Below are 19,982 nucleotides of genomic sequence, written 5' to 3'. Positions count from 1 at the left end.
ACTTAAAAAAGGGATAAACTTTTTATAAAGCCACAGTATCATTTTCTCTTGACCGAGTAATGGAGTGAAGGTAAAGCGCTCTCTGCGATGTGATGATGCTTGAATCAATGGACACTGTTATTGCTTGTCTGTGTAGTGCGGGCTGTGAACCACAACCCAATTTAAACATGGATCGTTAAGTTGGGGCGATAACCGCACTTTTTAGGCTGAAGGCTGAAGAATTAGGAGCCTGGACATCATTGCTCTTTCAAGGTTAAAATTCTTTCTTGTTATTTTCTACAGGATTGAAACGTTACAACTAAGCTTTTTGCGGGGCCCTGCACGGAAAAAGAGGCCCCTTCGGGGCAGCTGTTTGCTAAGCCTTTGTAAAGTGGGGCCTGCTTCCATCAGGCCAGGTTCAGAAACGCGTAATGCTCCCTCAAAAACAGTCGGCAGGATGCGGGCTACACTTAAAATTGCCGTAACGACCAGCATGTTGGTCTGAAATTTCCACTAAGCGCCTAAAGCATGGTGACGTAGAATCCATTATTTCGCTAAAATATAAAAAAACAGGATGGTAAGCCAGTTATGCCAAAAAAAATTGAGCAGTTTACTTATGCAATTTGGTGGAACGTGCTGCTGATCACTTTTGGTTCTGTAATTTTTGCTGTAGGTTTAAAAGGGATAGCTGTACACCATAACTTTATTCCAGGAGGAGTCTTTGGCCTTGGATTGCTGTTTTATTATTTCAATCCAATATTATCTGCTGGATTGATATATTTTTTATTAAATATTCCCTTGTTTGCTTTAGGCTGGATGTATGTAAGCAAACGATTTTTTTATTACAGTCTTTACGCCATGGTGGTTGCTACCATTGCTTATGAGTTGATTAGTCTAAATTTCGGTATCAAGGATCAGCTTTATGCAGCCATAGCAGCCGGAGCAGTCTGTGGAGTAGGATGTGGTATAGTACTGCGAACTTTCGGATCTAACGGCGGCTTGGACGTTATCGCTATAATGCTCAATCAGAAATATAATTTCGGGATTGGAAAACTTTACTTTTTATTTAATTTCTTTTTGTTTTCTTTCAGCCTGCTTGTTCTTGATATTGATCTGGTCATAGCATCCCTGATTCTGGTTTTTATTATGTCCATTGTGCTGGAATACACCATGGCCTCATTCAACCAGCGGAAGCTGGTCTTGATTATATCAGAAAAAAACAAGGATATTGCCCAGGAGATGATGGATCATCTGAAAATGGGGGCTACTTTTATTAAAAGCAGAGGTGCATATACCGGTCATGACAAGGATGTAATCATGGCCATAACCAATAATATCATGCTCAAACGTTTGGAACAGACAGTGTTTTCCCATGATGACAATGCCATTTTTATTGTGGAAAATACATTTAATGTTTTGGGATCCAGTTTTAACAAAAGAAAGATATATTAAGAGCTAAGTGAACATTCAAACCAGCGTGCTGATGGCTACGACAAGGCTTAGTGCAGAGTAAATAGTGACGGCTGATTATAATGAAGCTCCTTACCCGGGGGGGTCGGGACCGAAAGCCAGTCATTGCGCAGCGTGCAAAAGTCTGAGCTGTTATAGCGCATCAAGAGCACTTAACAATTGCATTCCATGAAGTAGGCATCGCTAACCCCGTCCAACAGCAGAAACGACTCTGCTTTAATTTGTAAAATAATGGCATCTCGCTGAGCAGCCAGCCCCTGCAATTGTGGATGTTGTTTGAGGAGCTGTTCTTTCAGGGTGTCTTGATCAATGGATTGAGCAGGGCTGCAAGTGCCTTTGACAGTTAATGCCTTTATGGATGATCTATCAGGGCTTTGTGTTCTTGTATCAATCATAACAGCCACTTTGGGGTTGGCTGATATGTTTCTGAACTTACTTGAATCTTTCTGGGTCAACATAAAGATGTTATGTCCTTTATCGTCACAAATAAAAGCCATGAGTGAGCAATGTGGCTGATTTTCAGTGCTGGTAGTTAGAACAGCCAGGTCGTTTTGTTTCATAATTTTTAAAATTATGTCCTGCATTTTGTTTTTCCTCAAATTATTGTATCAGATTAGAGCTTTGCTTATGGCACCGGGGACTGGATCTTTCGGGACCAGCTTGTCTCAAACAAAAATAACATTTGTTGATGCTCAACCGGCCCCTGAGTGCCTGTCCCCTGTATTCTCAAAAAAGGCTAAACTGTTACAGATCATCCAAAAAGCATGGTGAACAGTCAGCAGGTTTACTTTTCCTGAAACTTATGCCTGGCAGCCACCTCTCGCAATACTTCCTGATATTTTTCTTTTAACTTCATCATGTAATCAGTATCGGTTTTTCCTTTCCATGTTTCCACTTCACTGAATCTTTTGGGAATTTTAATCTCCTCGGGTTTAAAGCCTGTCCTGAACTTTATGGCCCAGCGATGAGCCTGAATCGACAGTATTGTAGCGTCAAGCTCCTCTTCAGAGTATTCAAGGCCTATGGATTTCAAGGCCTTTATGAAAACTTCTCTGGGGTAGGCCTTTCTTCCAAAAAGACAGCCTGCAGCAGAGCACATGAGTATTCTGTAATATTCCTGGTCCTGCATGTATTTAATAGCAACTTCCATGTCCCTGGCCTGCTCCTCCTGGTCAAAGCTGTAGGCTCCAGTGTCAAGGTGAGAGTGCCTGAAACCCAGTGCCTGACTGACATAGTAGTTTTCACCAGTGGCATAGCCAGCCATTTCCTGTCCCAACACGCAGGCAAAATCTTCACCACCATAGACATAGGCCGCGTTTAAGGCCCCTTTGCCCAAGTGCAGGTAAAAATCATTAATTTTTCCCGAAAGACAGGCAAGTGCTTCAACATAAGCGTGAACATCGCCAAAAGCAAGCTCAGCTATGGTCTGTTCTGTAGTAACGATGCCTTTTTCCAGAGCCTCTGTGGCCCAGGCCAGGGCTACTCCGGCACTTATGGCGTCTAATCCGAGTTTTTCAACTTCTTCAAGTAAAGTCAGTACTCCTGAAGCTGTAGTGACCCCAAGCATGGAGCCGACTCCAAATATGGGCTCATAATCATAAGAAACCTGGCGGTACAGATATTCATGTTCGTCGCCGAATCTTTCCCTTAAGAGCCCAATGTGAATGCACCCAACAGGACATCCTGCGCATGCGACCTGGCGCAGTAAAAGATCCTGGGCGAAGGTCTCACCGGAAATTCCTTCAATTTCCGGATCATGGGTGCTTTGCAGGTTCCTCCAGGGCAGTGCCTTTAATTCATTAAGGGGAATAAGATTTTCAGGTGTGCCAAGGTTATGATATTTTTTTACTGCACCGCTCTCAGTGATTGTTTTGTAGATGCTTTGATAGACTTTATTGTATTCCTTCAACGTGTCTGAAGGCAATTCAAGGCTTGAGTCACCTGAAATAATAATACCTTTGAGGTTTTTGGCTCCCATGGCCGCGCCACCACCCATTCGCCCGAAATGCCTGTAAGTATCAACATTTACACAGGCATAGCTGATAAGATTTTCGCCTGCTGGACCTATGCGTAATATACTGCGGTGACCAGGGTTTCTGGGTTTGAGCGTGCGCAGAACCTTGCCGGTTTTGAATATATCCAGTCCTTTGAGAAAGTGAACATCCTGGATATTGATTTCCTTGGATCCGAAACCAAGACAGGTAAGGCGTTGGGCCTTTCCAGTAATAACCAGAGCGTCATACCCTGCAAATCTCAAGGCCAGAGCTGAACGGCCACCTCCATGTGATTCAGCGTATTGCCCATTGTATGGAGACATAAAGCTCATAATGGTTTTACTCATCAAAGGAAATAGTCCAGTTAGAGGACCTATGGCAAAAATAACAGGCTGGCTGGGGTGAAACGGATCCTGATCAAAATCAGCATAATTCTCGAAAAGACCGGCAGCCAGTCCGCTGCCGCCAAGCCATTGTTTCCTGGTGTCAAAAAATTCAACTTTGGATTTTTGTTGCGTCAAATTGACAACAAGCACCCTGAAAGGCTTATTCATCTGGGACCTCCTTAGCGGATCCGACCATTTCTAAACAATCATGCGGACAAAAAGGAACGCAGCGTCCGCAATGAATGCAAAATACAGGCATCTGATTATCAGGATCAAAATAAATTGCGTCAACAGGGCAGGCAGTTGCGCACTCTGAACAGCTGATGCAAAGACTTTTCTTCAGAATGACTCCCCCACCTTTTTTGGGTCGAAGAGCTTCAGTGGGACATACTGGTGCGCATGGGGGCGGATCGCAGGCCAGACAAACGGTAGCTTCATAACCTGTACTTATACCTCCAGAAGAATGAATTCTTATTCCTGACCTTTTCCACGAAAGAGACTTGTGGATGTTGCGTGCGCAGGCCAGGGAACATGAATAGCAGCCTATGCAGCGTTTCATGTTGCTGGCTTTTAATATTTTCACAATAAAAAACCTCCAATATAAATGTGCATTTTTATGAATGGCATTAACGCTCCTGCAAACGAGACAGGGCAGCCTTGCTTGCTTTTTTAGAAACGTGTAATGCTCTTTTTTTATGTTTTACCTTATCTGAAAGTTATAATAAGATTACTGACTGTTACCAGATGAAACCTTTCAATGATTCATGAATTGAGATTGTAACCTATTGACAATATTTAAAATTTTTTAACGTGGGGGTCAACTTATGATTTTTAGCCAAAGAATTTCCAGTATTAAACCCTCAGCCACTCTGGCTATTAATGCCAAGGCTCAAGAGCTCAGGGCAAACGGGGAAAAAGTGGTCAGCCTGGCAGTTGGAGAGCCTGATTTTGCTACTCCTGCGCATATTATTCAAGCAGCCAAATCAGCCCTTGATGAAGGTTTTACAAGGTATACTGCTGTTCCGGGCATTCCAGAACTGCGTCAGGCTGTTGCTGCTTATTTTGCCAAAAATTATGCCATTGAATGCCGTTTTGACGAAGTCATGGTATCCAATGGTGGAAAACAATGCCTTTATAATATTTTGCAGGCCATGGTTGACCCCGGTCACGAGGTGCTTATTCCTGGTCCCTACTGGGTGAGTTATCCGGCCCTGGTTCAGCTTGCCCAGGGAGTGCCAGTGATTGTACCGACAGAGCCAGAGGCAAATTTCCTTGTAACGGCTGAAAGTCTTGAGAAAAAAGTCACAAATAATACCAGAGTGCTGATTTTGAATACTCCATCAAATCCCACTGGTTGTCATTATTCCCAGGAGCAGCTTAATGATCTGGCAAACTGGGCAGCGTCTAAAAATATTTTCATAATCTGCGACGAAATATATGATCAACTGGTGTATGAACCTGCCAAACCGGCATCCTTATGTGCTTTCTGGCAGGAAAACAAGGAAAAAGTTGCGGTGGTAAATGGACTGTCCAAAACCTTTGCCATGACTGGATGGAGGGTGGGCTATACACTGGCTCATATTGATCTGATTAAGTCCATGACCAGAATTCAAAGTCAGTCTACCTCCAATATCTGCTCTTTTGCTCAGCGCGGAGCCCTGGCCGCCCTGACCGGCTCTTTTGAATTTGTGAAGGAAATGAAGACCGCATTCGCTCCAAGAAGAGACATGACCTTAGATATCATCAATTCCTGGGAAGAGGCTTATTGTCCAAAGCCTGATGGCGCATTTTATGTTTTCCCACGTGTTGATTCTTTTTATAACCAGGAAGTAAGCAACTCTTCCATTTTATGCCAAAAGATTCTTGAAGAAGAAAAAATTGCCCTTGTTCCAGGTGAGGCTTTCGGTGATGACAGATGTATCAGGATTTCCTATGCTGTTGACGAGAAGGTCCTGAAGGGCTGCCTGCATAAAATCGGCAATTACTTAAAAAGCCTTAAGGGGTGAGTAGCTTACAAGTAACTATAATCGTTTTGCAAATAAAATCAGACGGTTATATTTTTCACATTTTCACGATTTTTGCTTATGTTTGATGCACATTTGCCAGAAAAGTTCCGTCAAAGATGGGAGCTTTGCGCCTGGCACAGGGACTGTCCCTCGCTGTGTAAATTTTTTCATTTAAGCAAATTTTTTCCAGGAACCAATGCAGTATCAATCTTTTTTATAGTACCTCGCGGGGACTGTCCCAATTTTCAGAAAAGTGACAGACTCGTAAAGTTACTCACACGTTCGGTCCTGGTCCGCCCGGGTGAGGAGCTTACAAGTAACTGCAATCGTTTTGTCAATAAAATCAAAGCGTTATGCTTTTACCATACAGATTGCTTCGGTCACTCAGGCTCCCTCGCGGGTAACAGTTTTTCAGCAACTACATCCCTGACAGCTCAGGTGTCATTGCGAGCGAGTCTTCGAGCGCGGCAATCTCTAACGTGTTAAGGCTATTACCTCTTTTTTTGTGGCTTAAGCCACATTTCAAAGAAGCAGCTGGAGCCGCAAGAACAAGACGTTCCCAGGCTCCACCCCGGGAACGAGGGGGGGTAAAAAGCAATAAAAATGAACCCCAATGAACCAGGAATCTTGAACTCTCAATTAATCCAGGAGGAAAACCGAATTTGCTCAAGCATCTTTTTCGGCCTGATCCGGCCCGTCCATTTCAGCTTGTAAAGTTTCTCTCCTGGAGTTCTCTGGTTCTTATTCTGGCTTCGAGTCTGGCTTTGTCGGCATTTATAGCCAATTATGCCAGGGAAACCATGATCGGGAAAAATCACGAGTTTGCGCTTTTGCTGGCAGAAAATCTAAACCATCAGATATATCAGAGGTTTACTCTGCCGACTGTGCTGGGTTTCGGCAGAATAGAATTGCGCCAGCCAGTTCAGTATGAGCGTCTTGAACAGGTTATTGCCTCCACTACCCATAGTTTTCATGTTATGGAAGTTAATATTTATGATAACGAGGGTAGTGTGTCATACTCTACTGATAAAGAACTGGTGGGTGAAACGGAAATTGCGGGATCAGAAATAATGGCTGCTCTTGAAAAGGGCAGTTACAACTTCAAACTTAAAAGAAATATTTCCAATTGGAAGGCCATGTTTCAGATAACTATGGAGCCTCAATCAATTATTCTGAAGACTGTATATCCTTTAAGGGCTGAAAGAACTCTGGGCATCCGGGAGGAAACTATTATGGGTATTTTAGAGTTCACTCAGGATATTACCGTTGATTATCAGAAAGTTATTCGATTTCAATGGTTGACCATTATCAGCTCCATTACCAGTTCACTGATACTTTTTTTCCTGCTTTACATGATCATATTGCGTACGGACAAAGTTCTGGCCCGGCGCATTACAGAAAAACAAAGATTGGAAAAAGAGTTGAACCAGAATGAAAAATTGGCGAGCATGGGCAGGATGGTGGCCAGTATTGCTCATGAAATCAGGAATCCCCTTGGAATTATCAGAAGCAGCAGTGAAATTCTTTACCGCAGGGCCAAGAAAGAAGGTTCGCCCAATACCAGACTTCTTGCTGCAATTTTTGATGAGACCAAAAGGCTCAGTCAAATAGTCAATGATTTTCTGGATTATGCCAGGCCCAAACAACCTAAGATGTTTCAAGTTGATCTGGTCAAGGTCTGGCAAGAGGTTTTCTCATTTCTTGAGACTGAGGCGGAGAAACATAATATTGAGCTCAAGTACGAACTTCCTGAGCACGTATTTATTGCAGGAGATAAAGACCTGATTTACAGGGCTTTTTACAATATTTTGATCAATTCCATTCAGGCAGTGCCTGAAGGAGGAAGTATTCATGTGACCATAACCGGGACGGACAGGCCTGTAGTTACTGTAGCAGATACTGGTCCGGGCTTTGAGCTGTCCATGATGGACAAGTATCTTGAACCATTTTATACTACCAAGGATACAGGGACCGGTCTGGGGTTGGCCATTGCCGGAAATGTACTGAAAAACCATGGAGCAGAGCTGGTCTTAGGCAATCAAAAGCAGGGCGGAGCAGAGGTCAGAGTTTATTTCCCAGCAAAAGGCATTGAGACTTAAAAAATAACCTTTTTTGGGACGCTGAACATTGACCTTCATACGGGGCGAACATGCACCTTGGTAACTTACTGCTGAAAGTCTGCAACTAATAACAAATAACAAATAACAGATAACAGATAACTTGGTTGTGGGCACAGCCTGCATGAGACCAGGAATGAAAATTATATGAGCAGTCAGATTTTAGTTGTTGATGACGAAAAAAACTACCTCCTGATTCTTGAGACTATTCTTGAAGAAGAGGGTTACAGCGTTACAGCTTTGAATGATCCGGAAATGGCCCTGGGATATCTGGATGAGTCCGAAGTAGATGTTGTCATTACAGATATGAAGATGCCCGGTCTTACCGGTCAGGACATACTGGAACATATTCAAAAAAACTATCCCCATATTCCTGTACTTATCATGACTGCTTACGGCAGCATTGACGCGGCAGTTGAAGCCATGAAATGCGGAGCGTTTGATTATATATCCAAGCCTTTTTCCAATGATGAGTTGATGTTGTCCGTAAAAAAAGCGGTAATGCTTTCTAAATCAGAACAGGAAATTAAGCTATTACGTCAGACCCTTGCTGAACAGCACGGTCCGCATAAGCTGGTGGGAAGAAGCAAGCCTGTTCGTGATCTTCTGCAGATGGTTTCCAAGGTTTCCCCAAGCAGGGCCACTGTTCTGGTTACAGGCGAATCCGGAACTGGAAAGGAGCTTGTTGCCAAAGCTATTCATTACAGCTCTCCGCGCAAGGACGGCCCCTTTATTTCTGTCAACTGCATGTCTTTGAATCCTGGTGTTCTGGAAAGCGAGATTTTTGGCCATGAAAAAGGATCATTTACCGGAGCAACAGCCATGAAAAAGGGTCGTTTCGAGCTGGCTCACGGTGGAACTCTTTTTCTGGATGAAATTGGAGAGCTATCTTCAGATCTTCAGGTGAAGCTGCTTAGAGTGCTGCAGGAAAAGTCATTTGAGCGTGTTGGGGGAAGTAAAAATATTTCCGTGGACATCCGACTGGTGGCTGCAACCAATAAAAACCTGAAGGAGGCTGTGGAGAAGGGCACTTTCAGGGAAGATTTATACTACCGTCTCAATGTGGTTAATATCAACATTCCCCCTTTAAGAGAGAGAAGAGAAGATATTCCGCTGCTGGTGGCGCATTTTATGGCCAAATTGTCAAAAGAAGGAGAGCAAGTTCAGAAAAAATTTACGCCTGATGCACTGGAGTATCTAAGCGCCTATGAATGGCCTGGCAATGTCCGGCAGCTTGAAAATGTTGTGGAAAGGTGTGTTGTTCTTTCAGCCAAAGATCTTATTGGAGTGGAAGATCTGCCCAGTGAAATAAAAGATGAGGAGGCTCAGTTCAAAAGCGCGGTTGATCTTTTGCCCATCAGTCTAGAGCTGTCCTCAACTCTGGAAAAAATTGAAGCTGCACTCATCAGAAGGGCTCTTGTCAGAAGTAATTTTGTACAGGTAAAAGCAGCAGAATTGTTAAATATTTCTAAAAGTCTACTTCAGTACAAGCTTAAGAAGTATAATATTCAAGGTAAATAGTAATACAGCGACATCTCATGTAAAGTTAGAAGGGGACTGGCTCTTTTGCCGCCGGATAGTCCGGTTATTTTGCGGTTTAAGACCGGAAAAAGTAGCTGTCCCCGGTGGCCGAGGCAATAATCAACACGAAATGTCGCTGTATTGACAGCTCTACATTTTAATCAGGGATGAAGTTTTGAAAGCACCGGTTGAAGAGTTTATCAGGGAGGTCTCATCTAAGGAGGAACTTGGTATGAATGTTGTCTGTCACAGGACAGTGCCTCCAAAAGCAGGTGAATTTCATCAAGCATCCCATATATCACCAGTATTGCAGGACACTCTTTACAAGGCCGGAATAGACAGGCTTTATGCTCATCAGTCAAAAGCTGTGGAAACTGTCAAGTCCGGCAGGAGTGTTGTAGTATCCACTCCCACTGCCAGTGGTAAGTCTCTGATTTACAATCTTCCTGTTCTGGAATCTATTATAAGCGACCCTGATACCCGGGCAATGTATCTTTTCCCTCTCAAGGCTTTGACTCAGGATCAGCATCTGACCCTGAACAATATGGCCGGGATTGCAGACGGCCAACTCAAGTTTTCAAGCGCAATATATGATGGAGATACTGACCATAATCTACGCAGAGTTATCAGACAGGATCCGCCCAATATCATTCTGACCAATCCTGATATGCTGCACCGCTCCTTTTTGCCCTATCACCGCGGCTGGAGCCACTTTTTATCATGCCTTAAGTATATTATAGTCGATGAAGTACATACTTACAGAGGAGTAATGGGCTCCAACATGGCCTGGGTGTTCAGGCGTTTAAGACGTATTTGCTCTCATTACGGACAATCGCCCATTTTTATTTTCAGTTCCGCTACCATCCGAAACCCGGATGAACTGGCTGCCGCCCTGACCGGGATTAAATCCCGAAGTATCAGACGCAGCAGTGCCCCCCATGGCAAAAAACACTTTATGATGGTTGACCCTTTGACTCAGGGAGCTGCTGCCGCCACCATCAAGCTTTTGCATCAGGCCTTGCAGAAGGGACTGAGAACCATAGTTTATACCCAGTCCAGGAAGATGACCGAGCTTATTGCACTATGGAGCGCTGAGAAAGCAGGAGAGTATAAAGATAAAATCAGTGCTTATCGTGCAGGCTTTTTACCTGAACAAAGAAGAGATATAGAGGCCAGGCTTGCTTCCGGCGATCTGCTTGCTGTGGTCTCCACCAGCGCTTTAGAGCTGGGCATAGACATAGGACATCTCGATGTCTGTCTGCTCGTTGGTTATCCTGGTTCCATCATGGCTTCATGGCAGAGAGCAGGCCGGGTTGGCCGCAGCGGCAAAGACAGCGCGGTTGTGCTCATTGGCCATGAAGATGCTCTGGATCAGTATTTCTTGCGCCATCCTGAGGAATTTTTTGCTATGGAGCCGGAGAGCGCGGTCATCAATCCTTACAATAGTAATATTATGGCCAGGCATATTGTTTGTGCAGCTTCTGAACTGCCTTTGCGAGGCAATGAAGATTTTTTGAATGAAAAGGTGAAATCATGTGTGGAAAAGCTGCAAGAAAGTGGGGTGCTTATTCAGGCAAACAGTATGGATTATTACTACACTAAAGAACAATATCCTCATAAGGATGTTGACCTGAGAGGTTCCGGACAAAAGTATGGTATATTTGACAAACTGACAGGCGAGCACCTGGGAGATATAGATCAGTCAAGAGTGTTTCACGACACCCATCCCGGGGCAGTTTATCTGCATATGGGCAAAACTTTTCAGGTTCAGGAGCTGAGCATTGAGACATTTTCAGTTTTTGTGTCAGAAGTAAACCTAAAATACTACACCAAGTCACTCACGAGAAAGGTCACAGAAATTATCGAAACTTATGAAACCAAAACCACCAGTGCAGGATATGTAAGCTGGGGGAGACTTAAGGTAACAGAAGAAGTAGTGGCCTATGAAAAAAGGCTGGTCCGCGGCCAGACCAGGCTAAGTACTGTACCTTTGGACTTGCCACCCATAATCTTTGAAACACAGGGGTTCTGGCTGACCATTGACAAACAGCTTAAGCAGACAATTGAGTCCCAGATGATGCATTTCATGGGTGGGATTCATGCTTTAGAGCATTGTATAATCGGTACCATGCCCATGATTATTCTCACAGACCGCAATGATCTTGGAGGTATTTCAACACCGGCACATGAACAGCTTGGGCAGGGTGCTGTATTTGTTTATGATGGAATACCCGGGGGGATAGGCCTTAGTTCCCAGGCCTTTGTACTCATTGACAAGCTGCTTGACAAAGCCATGTCCATTATGTCGTTATGTTCCTGTGAAAACGGCTGTCCCGCCTGTGTTCATTCTCCCAAATGCGGTTCCGGCAACAGACCTCTCGACAAGACAGCGGCCATGACCATGCTGGCAAAGATTGCTGGCTCCAGGACAGGTGCTCTTACAAGAATTGAAGCCTGTGCACCTCAAGAAAAGACTCAGTCCAAAACTCTGCACAATACAGATGCACAAACATCTTTTGCGGTCCTGGATATTGAAACAAGGCTATCTGCCCAGGAGGTTGGAGGGTGGGGCAACACTCATCTCATGGGTGTCAGTTGTGCTGTAGTTTATGATTCCATTTCCAGAGAGTTTCGAACCTTTTTGCAGGATCAAAGTAACGAACTGGGTGAATATTTAAGCACTTTTGACTGTGTGGTGGGATTCAACCTGATTCGATTTGATTACAGAGTTCTCAGAGGCCAGTCCAAATTCGATTTTTTTTCTTTGCCTACCCTGGATATCCTGATTCATATCGAAAAAAGACTGGGGCACCGTTTATCTCTGAACCATCTGGCAATGCACACTCTCAAGGCCGGCAAAAGTGCTGACGGGCTGATGGCTCTTAAATGGTGGAAAGAGGGCAAGATGGACAAAATCATTGAGTATTGTATTCAGGATGTTGCAGTAACCAGGGATTTGTATTTGTATGGACTGGAACATGGGCATCTGATCTATCAGAATAAAGCCGGCAGCAAGGTGCGGCTGCCTGTAAACTGGCAGAAGTAAACAGATGCAGAATTACAAAATTTAACCCTAAAGATAGACTATTGAGGGCTGAAGAATGCCAAAAATAACCATTATTTTGATTGTTGTCGGAGTTCTTGGTCTGGCCGGGGCTGCCGGCTGGTTTGTTTATCAGTCCGGCAGTCAGAAACAGCATGAAGACTCAGACAGGGTTGAAGAAACCAGACGTATTGATTTTGCAGCCCGTATGGAAGCCAGACAGGCTGAAGAAGAGCAGCAACAGCCTGAGGTCATTGATGTTGTTCTCGAGGATTTGATAGAAGATCATCAAGATCAGGAAGAAACACCATTAGAAGAATTCATCGGCCAGCAGGCGGTCAATTCCCTTGCTGAAATTATTTTTGCCAGTTACTTGCCTGGTGCAGGCGGACAGTCGCAGCTCCTGCTTTCCCTTAATCAGGTCAATATGCACTTTGCCACAGATCTGTCAGATTTTGAGGTAACTGAAGAAGACCTTCCTGTAGCAAGGCAGCAGGTTTTTGCCAAGCTTTTGCAGCCTGGTGTGATCAGTGCTCTGAGTGCTTATTTTGGTCCAAGGCTTTTGGACAGGGTCGAGGAGCTGACAAAGAACAAAACTAAGATCATAACTGTTGAGCAGGATGTTGAAGAGAGAAAGCTGCGCAGAACAGAGTCTGCCGATCTTTTCAGGCTTTTGGCTCAACGTCTTTCATACCTTTCCCGGGTATTTGAAAATTCTGTTCATGATCCTACTATCATTTATACTCGGGATTATTTACGTAAAGTCAATGAACTGCAACAAGCCTATTTTGAATACTGGCAAATGGAAGATGACGCAGGCAATGAAGAAAGAGACAGACTGGGGCGGAAAATTAATTCACTGATTGCGGAAAGAGAAGAGATCAGGGAAAATATTGTATCAGCTGTAGCCTCTACAGATATGCGTGAGGCAGGTTATGACTATGTTTATGAAGTTCAATGGGTTTATAGAAGAATAGAGGTTGACGGCTACTCAAGAGAATCGATGCTGGCCCTGGCTGAGGCCGGACGTATGCTGTCTGCAATGTCACTGGACCGGGCTGAAGAGGTGCTGGCCGGCAACTGAATCAAGATGATCTGATAAATTTAATAACCCAATCCTTAAGGCTTAGAAATGACCGGCCAAGATAGTATTCGGTAAGTTCCTGGCTGGCTCCTGTTTTTTCCTGGAATGCTTTTCTGATATTTTCATCTCTTTGTATCATCGTGTCTAATTCACCAATGGCATGAGAATCATCCTTTAATGCCTGTTGTGTAAACTTTACAAACGTATCTACCGGACAGGTTTCTTCATGCATTCGAATAATGTCTTCCATGGCTGATCCAGAAGAGAAGAGATGGCTGCGGCTCATGGTTTGGTCCTGGTATGTTGTTCTAATTTGCTCTGAGTCCCAGCACTTGAGCGCCTGGCATTGTGCAGGGCGGGACTCATGAATGGTGCACAAATTAGTGGACTGATCATGAAGCAGACAGTGCCATAAGTTTGGGTTTTTGCCCCTGATTTTGATAAGCTCGCACTTTAATAAAACCAGACGCCCCTGGATGTTGTCCATGGCAGGCTCACCTTTGCGCAGCACCATGAGCTGCTTTCCTGAAAGAATACCTTTTTTGATGAGTTGCAGATCCTGAATATGCAGCACTGGACTGTTGCTGCGGCAGCATGTTCCGCATTTGCGGCATCTGGTATGATTAAGTGTAGACATTAAACTGCTGGGTTTTGAGTTGGTGAATCACAGCTGAAAGCCTTAAATAGTTTACCCTTCCGCCCTCTTCCTTCCGCCTTCCGCCTTCTTCCTTCAGCCTTCAGCCTTTAAATAACCGTAGCATGCATTTTTTCCAGTTGTTTGAGAGAGCTGTCTAGAATAGAGCACTCACCACTGGTTTTTTCCCATCGGTAAATGCTTGCAGGAGACACTCCAACCTGGGCGGCAAATTTGGGTACGGACAATTCACATGCAAGGCGCAGTTTTTTGATATTAGGTCCTGTTGGCTTGAACTTTTTGGAAACCTTTTTGCCGGCAGATGGTTTTTGGGGTTTAGACTGCATAATACTTTTTTCAGCAGCCTGTTTTTTACCTGTGCTGGCTGGTTGGCTGGTTTTTTTCTTTGTGTTTTTATTTTGCTTTTTTCCAGTATCAGAGGGTAATGGTGCATCATCAAGATCAATGCCAAATATATCGCCCAGGCTGTCTTCGTGCAGGGTGTTCTGCGCAGCCTGGGAGGCAGGATCAGGTATGGTCAGATTGTCATTAATGAGCTCTGAAGCATCGACTCCACGCAGGTTGAATAAAAGCTCAGGTTCATTATCCAGACGGTTGCCCACGCCGTAAAGTGTTGCTGCCACATGTTTGCACATTACTGCCCAGTCAGGACAGCTGCACGACAACGATATTTCATCAGGCAGGGGAAAAAGGCCATTTTGCTGATGAGAGACTATGATCATGACCTCTTTTGAGAATTTGCCCTGAAGCAGTTCAAGCATGGATCCGACTTGACCGAAGCATTTGCTTTTAATGAGCTTCCATTTTTTGACATTGAGTTTTTTGATGGAAATTCTGACTTTATAAATTTTTGTTCCACTGACCATGGCTTCTATGGTTCCAGGTTCTATGCCAAGATGACATACTGAACCATTTCGGGCGTAAGTTCTGCCTCGGGGCAGGCGGTTGGAATAGTCAGAAAAGGATTCAAGGTGTTCACACCACCCTTTTCCCCAAAAGCTTTTGGCTATTGTTCTGCCTTCAATGTCCACAGGGCAGATATCCATTCCTTTCTTGCGCAATTTTTCCATTTCCTTTTTGGCCTTGGCCTTTCTTTGGGCCACCGGCACATAAGGCGCAAACCCCCAGCGTGACATTAAATACTCCCTTTATGATTTTTTAACTGAAATTTAACCTCTAAACATCCAAAAGTTATCGTGCAATACCTTGAATTCAGTGCACCTTTCTCAAATTTAGCTGCCCAGACATGCATGTGGCCTAACCACTTGAAATAATGATCATTATTTCTTCTACTATTAACAATTAACTGATAACACTGAACTCTCAAATCAAGCCATTGAAGCCTTGGAAATGTCCAATTGTACCAGATCCAGAAGTTCATTGTCTGACAGTTCAGTGAGCTTAATCTCTTCTGCACCTGAAAGCATGGTATCAGCCAGCTCTTTTTTCTCATTCATCAGTTTATGAATTTTTTCTTCAATGGTTCCTGACACCACAAACTTGTGGACCAGTACATTTTTTTTCTGACCAATACGAAAACTTCGATCAGTAGCCTGGTTTTCAACCGCAGGGTTCCACCAGCGGTCAAAATGGATAACGTGTGATGCTGCAGTCAGGTTTAAACCAGTACCACCTGCCTTGAGGGATAAAATAAAAAAAGGCGGGCCTTCATCTTTTTGAAAGTCCTGGACTATGGACTTTCGTTTTTTGATGGAAGTGCCTCCATGTAATTGAAGCCCTGGTCTTTGAAAAATTTCCTCAAGATGTTCTGAAAGGTGGGAGATTATTTCTCTAAACTGGGTGAAGATCAATACTTTTTCCTGACGCTGGGCCAGTTCCCGGCAAATTTCAGCGATCCTGGAAAACTTTCCGCTTTTTTCCGGGCTGTAGTCCCCATCTCCAAGAAACTGACCTGGATGGTTGCAGATCTGCTTGAGTCGCATCAAAGTCTGAAGGACAATGCCGCGCCTGACCATGGGGTCTGAAAATTCTTTGTCCTTAAGGGTCTTCTCCATCGTCTTGACAGCATTGGAATAATGTTTGACCTGCTCTTTGGTCAGGGTGCAGTACTGCACTGTTTCACTCTTGTCAGGCAGATCCGAAATAATTGATTTGTCAGTTTTCAGGCGTCTTAAGATATAAGGACTGACCAGTTTGCGAAGTGGTCCAAATGATTTGGAGTTTCCTTCCTCAAGAGATTTGACAAATCTTTGAAACTGTTTGGCGTTGCCCAGAAGTCCGGGGTTAAGAAAGTCAAAAAGTGACCACAGATCTCCGAGACGATTTTCAATGGGTGTTCCGGTCAGGGCGATTCTGGCCATGGCCGGTATCTTTTTAACGGATTTGGTCTGTTTGGTGCCATGGTTCTTTATGGCTTGGGCCTCATCAAGAATGACAACCCGCCACTTGAAATCTTTGAGCCATGGACTTCGCGATGCCATGGCATAGGTTGTGACCATGAGGTGGTATCCCTTTAGACACACTTCAGGCTTTTTCTCCACATCCTGCATATCTTTTTTGCTGATTTCTGAAGGATGATAAAAGAGCAACTTGAGCCCAGGAGCAAATTTTTGAGCTTCGGAACGCCAGTTTCCAAGCAGGGAAGCGGGCACAATGAGCAGGGATGGTTCATTATGACCCAAGGCGGATTGATGACCAAGCATGGCCAGGACTTGCAGGGTTTTACCCAGGCCCATATCATCGGCCAGGCATGCTCCAAGCCCGAGCTCAGTAAGAAAATTGAGCCAGGCTGTTCCTTCAAGCTGGTAAGGTCTAAGCTCTGCTTTAATGTCATTGATGCTAAGTTTTTCCGAAAGAAGTGCAGGACTGCGCAACCTGGACAGGGTTTCCTTCAAACCCTGTCCGGCAATGGTTCTGGACCAGACATCTTCTTCCATGTCTGCATCATCATGGGCCAGGTTTGGTCCTGTGCCGGCCAGCAGTCTCATGCCTTCAATAAATGATATTTCCCCGCCTGTTGATGATTTTTCCAGGTCTTTCCAGTGATCTAAGGCCTGTTGCAGGCGCTCCTTGTCAACTTCCACCCATTGACCCTTGAACAAAATAAGACCGGAATCGCCCGACATAAGCTCCTCGAGTTCCTCCATGGAAAGATTCTGGTCTCCAAGGGCTGCTTTCACCCGAAAGTCCAGCATGGCATCAATGCCAAACATGCCTTTTTTTGTTTCTCCTATGACTGCATTGACAGTTGGTCTGGGGCGTTTTTTCCACCAGTCAGGCAGGCGAACCATAAGTCCGCTTTGTTCTAAACTGTCTACTGATTTGAGCATCCTGTAGGCCTGGTTAGCAGACCAGGCCATGGGTCGGTAAATACTGGCGTTTTCAACCATGTCTTTAACCCAGTTGCAAAGCTTGGAAGCCTTGCTGACCGGCTCCAGAAGTCTGATAAGGGCTGGCTTGTTTTTTGTGCCTGCATAAAGTTCCAGAGCTTTGCCGAGAGGCAGATGCTTGACCTGTCCGGATGAACCAATACCAGTGGAAAAGCTGGCCATGAATGCAAATGGAAGCTCGGTGCTGCTTTTGTTTTCCGCAAGATGAAATGTAACTCTGCCCACCTTGTTCCAATGAGGGGCATACTTATCCAGAAAGTTTTCCAGCCCGTTGCATGATTTAATGGCCTGGGTGCCCCAATTGCCAAGCTCTTTCCAGATATGTGCCAGAGCATCAGGGGATAAATACTCTCCCCCCTGCATGGGAGGGGCTTTTTCAGCCCATGATATAAGCTGCTCATTTTCAGGAGTGGAAATATGATAGTCGGTATGAGAAGGTGGCAGATGACAGAGTTTTGTGAGATACTGGGTTGCAATCTCCGCCCAGTAGCGCGCTGAAGCAGACCATATGGTTTGTTCCTTTCTCACGCCAAGCATGAACATCCCCTCACGCCAGTCACGGGCAAAGGCCAGGGAAAACTTCTCTACTGAAGCGTCCTCTACAGTTGCGTTATCAAGGATTAGTTTTTTGCCGGGTGAGAGCCTGATATTAAGCATTAATGAATTTTTCTGCTGATTTTTTGTTTGCGATTTCGATAAATATTTGGCACTGTTGCCTGGGAAAGTCAATTTGTAACTGTTCAGCAAGGTCAAATAAAAAGACATGGACCCCGGATCAAGTCCGGGGTGACGGTTAAGCAGGTAGTTGCCCTTTTCCGTCATTCCGGCGAAAGCCGGAATCCAGGTTGCTTTAATAGTCTTATTGCCAATGTTGTGAACAGTTACGTCAATTTTATAGTTGATAGAGTTTTTGTCTGTATATTCATACCAGGCGTCAGGACTCTGCAAGACTGGCTGAATAGTAAAAATAATCAAAAAGTTCAACTCATTAAAACAAGGGTAACCTTTTAATCTTAAATTTCAAGATGAGCAGTAATATGAAAATATCTTCATTGTCATTTATTCTGGCGGTTCTTTTTTTGTTTTACGGTTTTATGTTGCCTGATAACTCTTTTGCTCAGACAGGTAACTTGCAGGTAACAATTGGACCTGAGGCAGTAAGAGATGCTGGTGCCCAATGGAGAAGAGTGGGCGAGCTTGATTGGAATGAAAGTGGTTATACTGAAACGAACCTCCTTGCCGGTGACTATCAGGTTGAATTCATGGATATAGATGGGTGGGATAGCCCCCCAACCAGAAATGTAACTATCCGGGGCGATGAGACAGCAAGGTTAAATGTGACCTATGTTCAGCAAACAGGAGGGCTTACTGTCATTATTAATCCCCTTGAAGCAAGGGATGCCGGAGCTCAATGGAGAATAACTGGTACAGATCAATGGTACGGTAGTGGAGATACGATATTAGATATTGAAGCAGGTGAACATGTAATTGAGTTTGCAAGGGTTCCAGGATGGTTAAGGCCTGCTAATCAGATTGTGACGATTATTGGTGATGAGACCATAGTATTATCTGTAACTTACCAGCAGGGTGGGGACTTACAGGTTTTTCTTGAGCCGCTTGAAGCAAGAGAGGCAGGCGCTGGGTGGAGGCTGGCAGGCATCGTTCCTGACTTGGAAAAGTTTCCAAGCGGTTGGTACGATGAAGATTTGGTTACAATTTTTGGACTCAGGCCTGGAATTTATACCATGGAGTTTAATGCCATACCAGGCTGGATTAAACCTGAAAATATTACAGTCAGAATTACTGCAGGATCAACCACTTTCCAATCTGCGAGGTATGTGATTTCAACTGAAACAGGATCTTTAAGGGTGTTCATAGAGCCTGCTCCGGCTGCTTTTCTTGGAGCGAGATGGAGAAGGGTTGGTACAGATGTTTGGCTTCATAGTGGAGATTTGGAGAAAGGATTTCCCGAAGGTACTTATACTGTTGAATTTAAGCCTGTTCCAGGTTGGGTGCCACCTGGCAATAAGGCTGTTTCTATTCACAGGGGCGCCCCCCCATCAAATATGACAGGTTATTACCAGTCGCCTCAGCCAGGTGTGAGGATAATGAACTGGCTGGAGTCTGTTTATCCCGCTCTTTTGCCACTGTCCAACTTGCATGTTCAACAAACAGATGGCTGGTATATTAGATATTACCCGGACTCAGATGCTTATCTTGGTTCCAAAGGGGGAAGATTGTATTACTATGCACCACAGATTGAGGATGTAATTCATGACCTTGGTCTTGAGGATAGTTGGATACCACACGCCAGAGAATCAGGCTTCTGATTTAGTTGGAATTTGATTGTCTAAACATATTTGTTTACAAATGCTTA

Annotated in this window: 13 protein-coding genes; 7 read left to right on the top strand and 6 right to left on the bottom strand. The window is 44.4% G+C overall.

Features of this window, described 5'->3' with window-relative positions:
- The first annotated feature begins 567 nt into the window (after positions 1-567).
- On the top strand, positions 568-1,431 hold the full coding sequence (locus LZ23_RS12865; protein ID WP_045214786.1) for a YitT family protein: 864 nt from the start codon (positions 568-570) through the stop codon (positions 1,429-1,431).
- Positions 1,432-1,601: 170 nt separating this feature from the next.
- On the opposite strand, the gene LZ23_RS12860 is transcribed toward LZ23_RS12865, so the two are convergent.
- The 3 genes from LZ23_RS12860 to LZ23_RS12845 all read right to left on the bottom strand — a co-directional run bounded on the left by LZ23_RS12860 (position 1,602) and on the right by LZ23_RS12845 (position 4,412).
- Positions 1,602-2,033 (bottom strand): pyridoxamine 5'-phosphate oxidase family protein, encoded by a 432-nt coding sequence (locus LZ23_RS12860; protein WP_045214784.1) that lies wholly within the window; start codon positions 2,031-2,033, stop codon positions 1,602-1,604.
- Positions 2,034-2,233: 200 nt separating this feature from the next.
- On the bottom strand, positions 2,234-3,997 hold the full coding sequence (locus LZ23_RS12850; RefSeq protein ID WP_045214781.1) for an aldehyde ferredoxin oxidoreductase N-terminal domain-containing protein: 1,764 nt from the start codon (positions 3,995-3,997) through the stop codon (positions 2,234-2,236).
- Positions 3,990-4,412, bottom strand: a complete 423-nt coding sequence (locus LZ23_RS12845) for a 4Fe-4S binding protein (protein WP_045214779.1) — start codon at positions 4,410-4,412, stop codon at positions 3,990-3,992. Before LZ23_RS12845 ends, LZ23_RS12850 begins: the two co-directional genes overlap by 8 nt.
- 241 nt (positions 4,413-4,653) lie before the next feature.
- On the opposite strand from LZ23_RS12845, the gene LZ23_RS12840 reads away from it, so the two are divergent.
- The 5 genes from LZ23_RS12840 to LZ23_RS12820 all read left to right on the top strand — a co-directional run bounded on the left by LZ23_RS12840 (position 4,654) and on the right by LZ23_RS12820 (position 13,600).
- Positions 4,654-5,835: a pyridoxal phosphate-dependent aminotransferase gene (locus tag LZ23_RS12840; RefSeq protein WP_045214778.1), complete on the top strand. Its 1,182-nt coding sequence runs from the start codon at positions 4,654-4,656 to the stop codon at positions 5,833-5,835.
- Positions 5,836-6,497: 662 nt separating this feature from the next.
- A complete protein-coding gene (locus LZ23_RS12835; protein ID WP_045214776.1) occupies positions 6,498-7,934 on the top strand; it encodes an ATP-binding protein in 1,437 nt (478 codons plus the stop codon).
- A gap of 165 nt (positions 7,935-8,099) precedes the next feature.
- On the top strand, positions 8,100-9,473 hold the full coding sequence (locus LZ23_RS12830; RefSeq protein ID WP_045214775.1) for a sigma-54-dependent transcriptional regulator: 1,374 nt from the start codon (positions 8,100-8,102) through the stop codon (positions 9,471-9,473).
- A gap of 175 nt (positions 9,474-9,648) precedes the next feature.
- A complete protein-coding gene (locus LZ23_RS12825; protein WP_045214773.1) occupies positions 9,649-12,519 on the top strand; it encodes a DEAD/DEAH box helicase in 2,871 nt (956 codons plus the stop codon).
- A 55-nt stretch (positions 12,520-12,574) separates the two neighbouring features.
- A complete protein-coding gene (locus tag LZ23_RS12820; RefSeq protein WP_045214772.1) occupies positions 12,575-13,600 on the top strand; it encodes a hypothetical protein in 1,026 nt (341 codons plus the stop codon).
- A 1-nt stretch (position 13,601) separates the two neighbouring features.
- On the opposite strand, the gene LZ23_RS12815 is transcribed toward LZ23_RS12820, so the two are convergent.
- The 3 genes from LZ23_RS12815 to LZ23_RS12805 all read right to left on the bottom strand — a co-directional run bounded on the left by LZ23_RS12815 (position 13,602) and on the right by LZ23_RS12805 (position 18,580).
- Positions 13,602-14,237, bottom strand: coding sequence for a YkgJ family cysteine cluster protein (locus LZ23_RS12815; protein WP_045214770.1), 636 nt, complete (start codon positions 14,235-14,237; stop codon positions 13,602-13,604).
- 107 nt (positions 14,238-14,344) lie between these two features.
- Positions 14,345-15,391 (bottom strand): hypothetical protein, encoded by a 1,047-nt coding sequence (locus tag LZ23_RS12810; RefSeq protein WP_045214769.1) that lies wholly within the window; start codon positions 15,389-15,391, stop codon positions 14,345-14,347.
- A 192-nt stretch (positions 15,392-15,583) separates the two neighbouring features.
- Positions 15,584-18,580: a DEAD/DEAH box helicase gene (locus LZ23_RS12805; RefSeq protein WP_198145990.1), complete on the bottom strand. Its 2,997-nt coding sequence runs from the start codon at positions 18,578-18,580 to the stop codon at positions 15,584-15,586.
- Between the two features lie 62 nt (positions 18,581-18,642).
- On the opposite strand from LZ23_RS12805, the gene LZ23_RS12800 reads away from it, so the two are divergent.
- Positions 18,643-19,935: a collagen binding domain-containing protein gene (locus LZ23_RS12800; protein ID WP_045214768.1), complete on the top strand. Its 1,293-nt coding sequence runs from the start codon at positions 18,643-18,645 to the stop codon at positions 19,933-19,935.
- The last annotated feature ends 47 nt before the right edge of the window (positions 19,936-19,982 follow it).

Source organism: Desulfonatronovibrio magnus (assembly GCF_000934755.1).
In the GTDB taxonomy this organism is placed as follows: Bacteria; Desulfobacterota; Desulfovibrionia; order Desulfovibrionales; family Desulfonatronovibrionaceae; genus Desulfonatronovibrio; species Desulfonatronovibrio magnus.
The sequence above is the reverse complement of the archived record's forward strand: the minus strand, read 5'-3'. Positions and strand labels throughout refer to the sequence as shown.

Excerpts from the sequence above, each read along its gene's own strand:
- LZ23_RS12840 (WP_045214778.1), top strand. The coding sequence starts at position 4,654 with ATGATTTTTAGCCAAAGAATTTCCAGTATTAAACCCTCAGCCACTCTG.
- LZ23_RS12820 (WP_045214772.1), top strand. The coding sequence starts at position 12,575 with ATGCCAAAAATAACCATTATTTTGATTGTTGTCGGAGTTCTTGGTCTG.
- LZ23_RS12800 (WP_045214768.1), top strand. The coding sequence starts at position 18,643 with ATGAAAATATCTTCATTGTCATTTATTCTGGCGGTTCTTTTTTTGTTT.
- LZ23_RS12815 (WP_045214770.1), bottom strand. The coding sequence starts at position 14,237 with ATGTCTACACTTAATCATACCAGATGCCGCAAATGCGGAACATGCTGC.
- LZ23_RS12850 (WP_045214781.1), bottom strand. The coding sequence starts at position 3,997 with ATGAATAAGCCTTTCAGGGTGCTTGTTGTCAATTTGACGCAACAAAAA.
- LZ23_RS12865 (WP_045214786.1), top strand. The coding sequence starts at position 568 with ATGCCAAAAAAAATTGAGCAGTTTACTTATGCAATTTGGTGGAACGTG.
- LZ23_RS12810 (WP_045214769.1), bottom strand. The coding sequence starts at position 15,391 with ATGTCACGCTGGGGGTTTGCGCCTTATGTGCCGGTGGCCCAAAGAAAG.
- LZ23_RS12830 (WP_045214775.1), top strand. The coding sequence starts at position 8,100 with ATGAGCAGTCAGATTTTAGTTGTTGATGACGAAAAAAACTACCTCCTG.
- LZ23_RS12860 (WP_045214784.1), bottom strand. The coding sequence starts at position 2,033 with ATGCAGGACATAATTTTAAAAATTATGAAACAAAACGACCTGGCTGTT.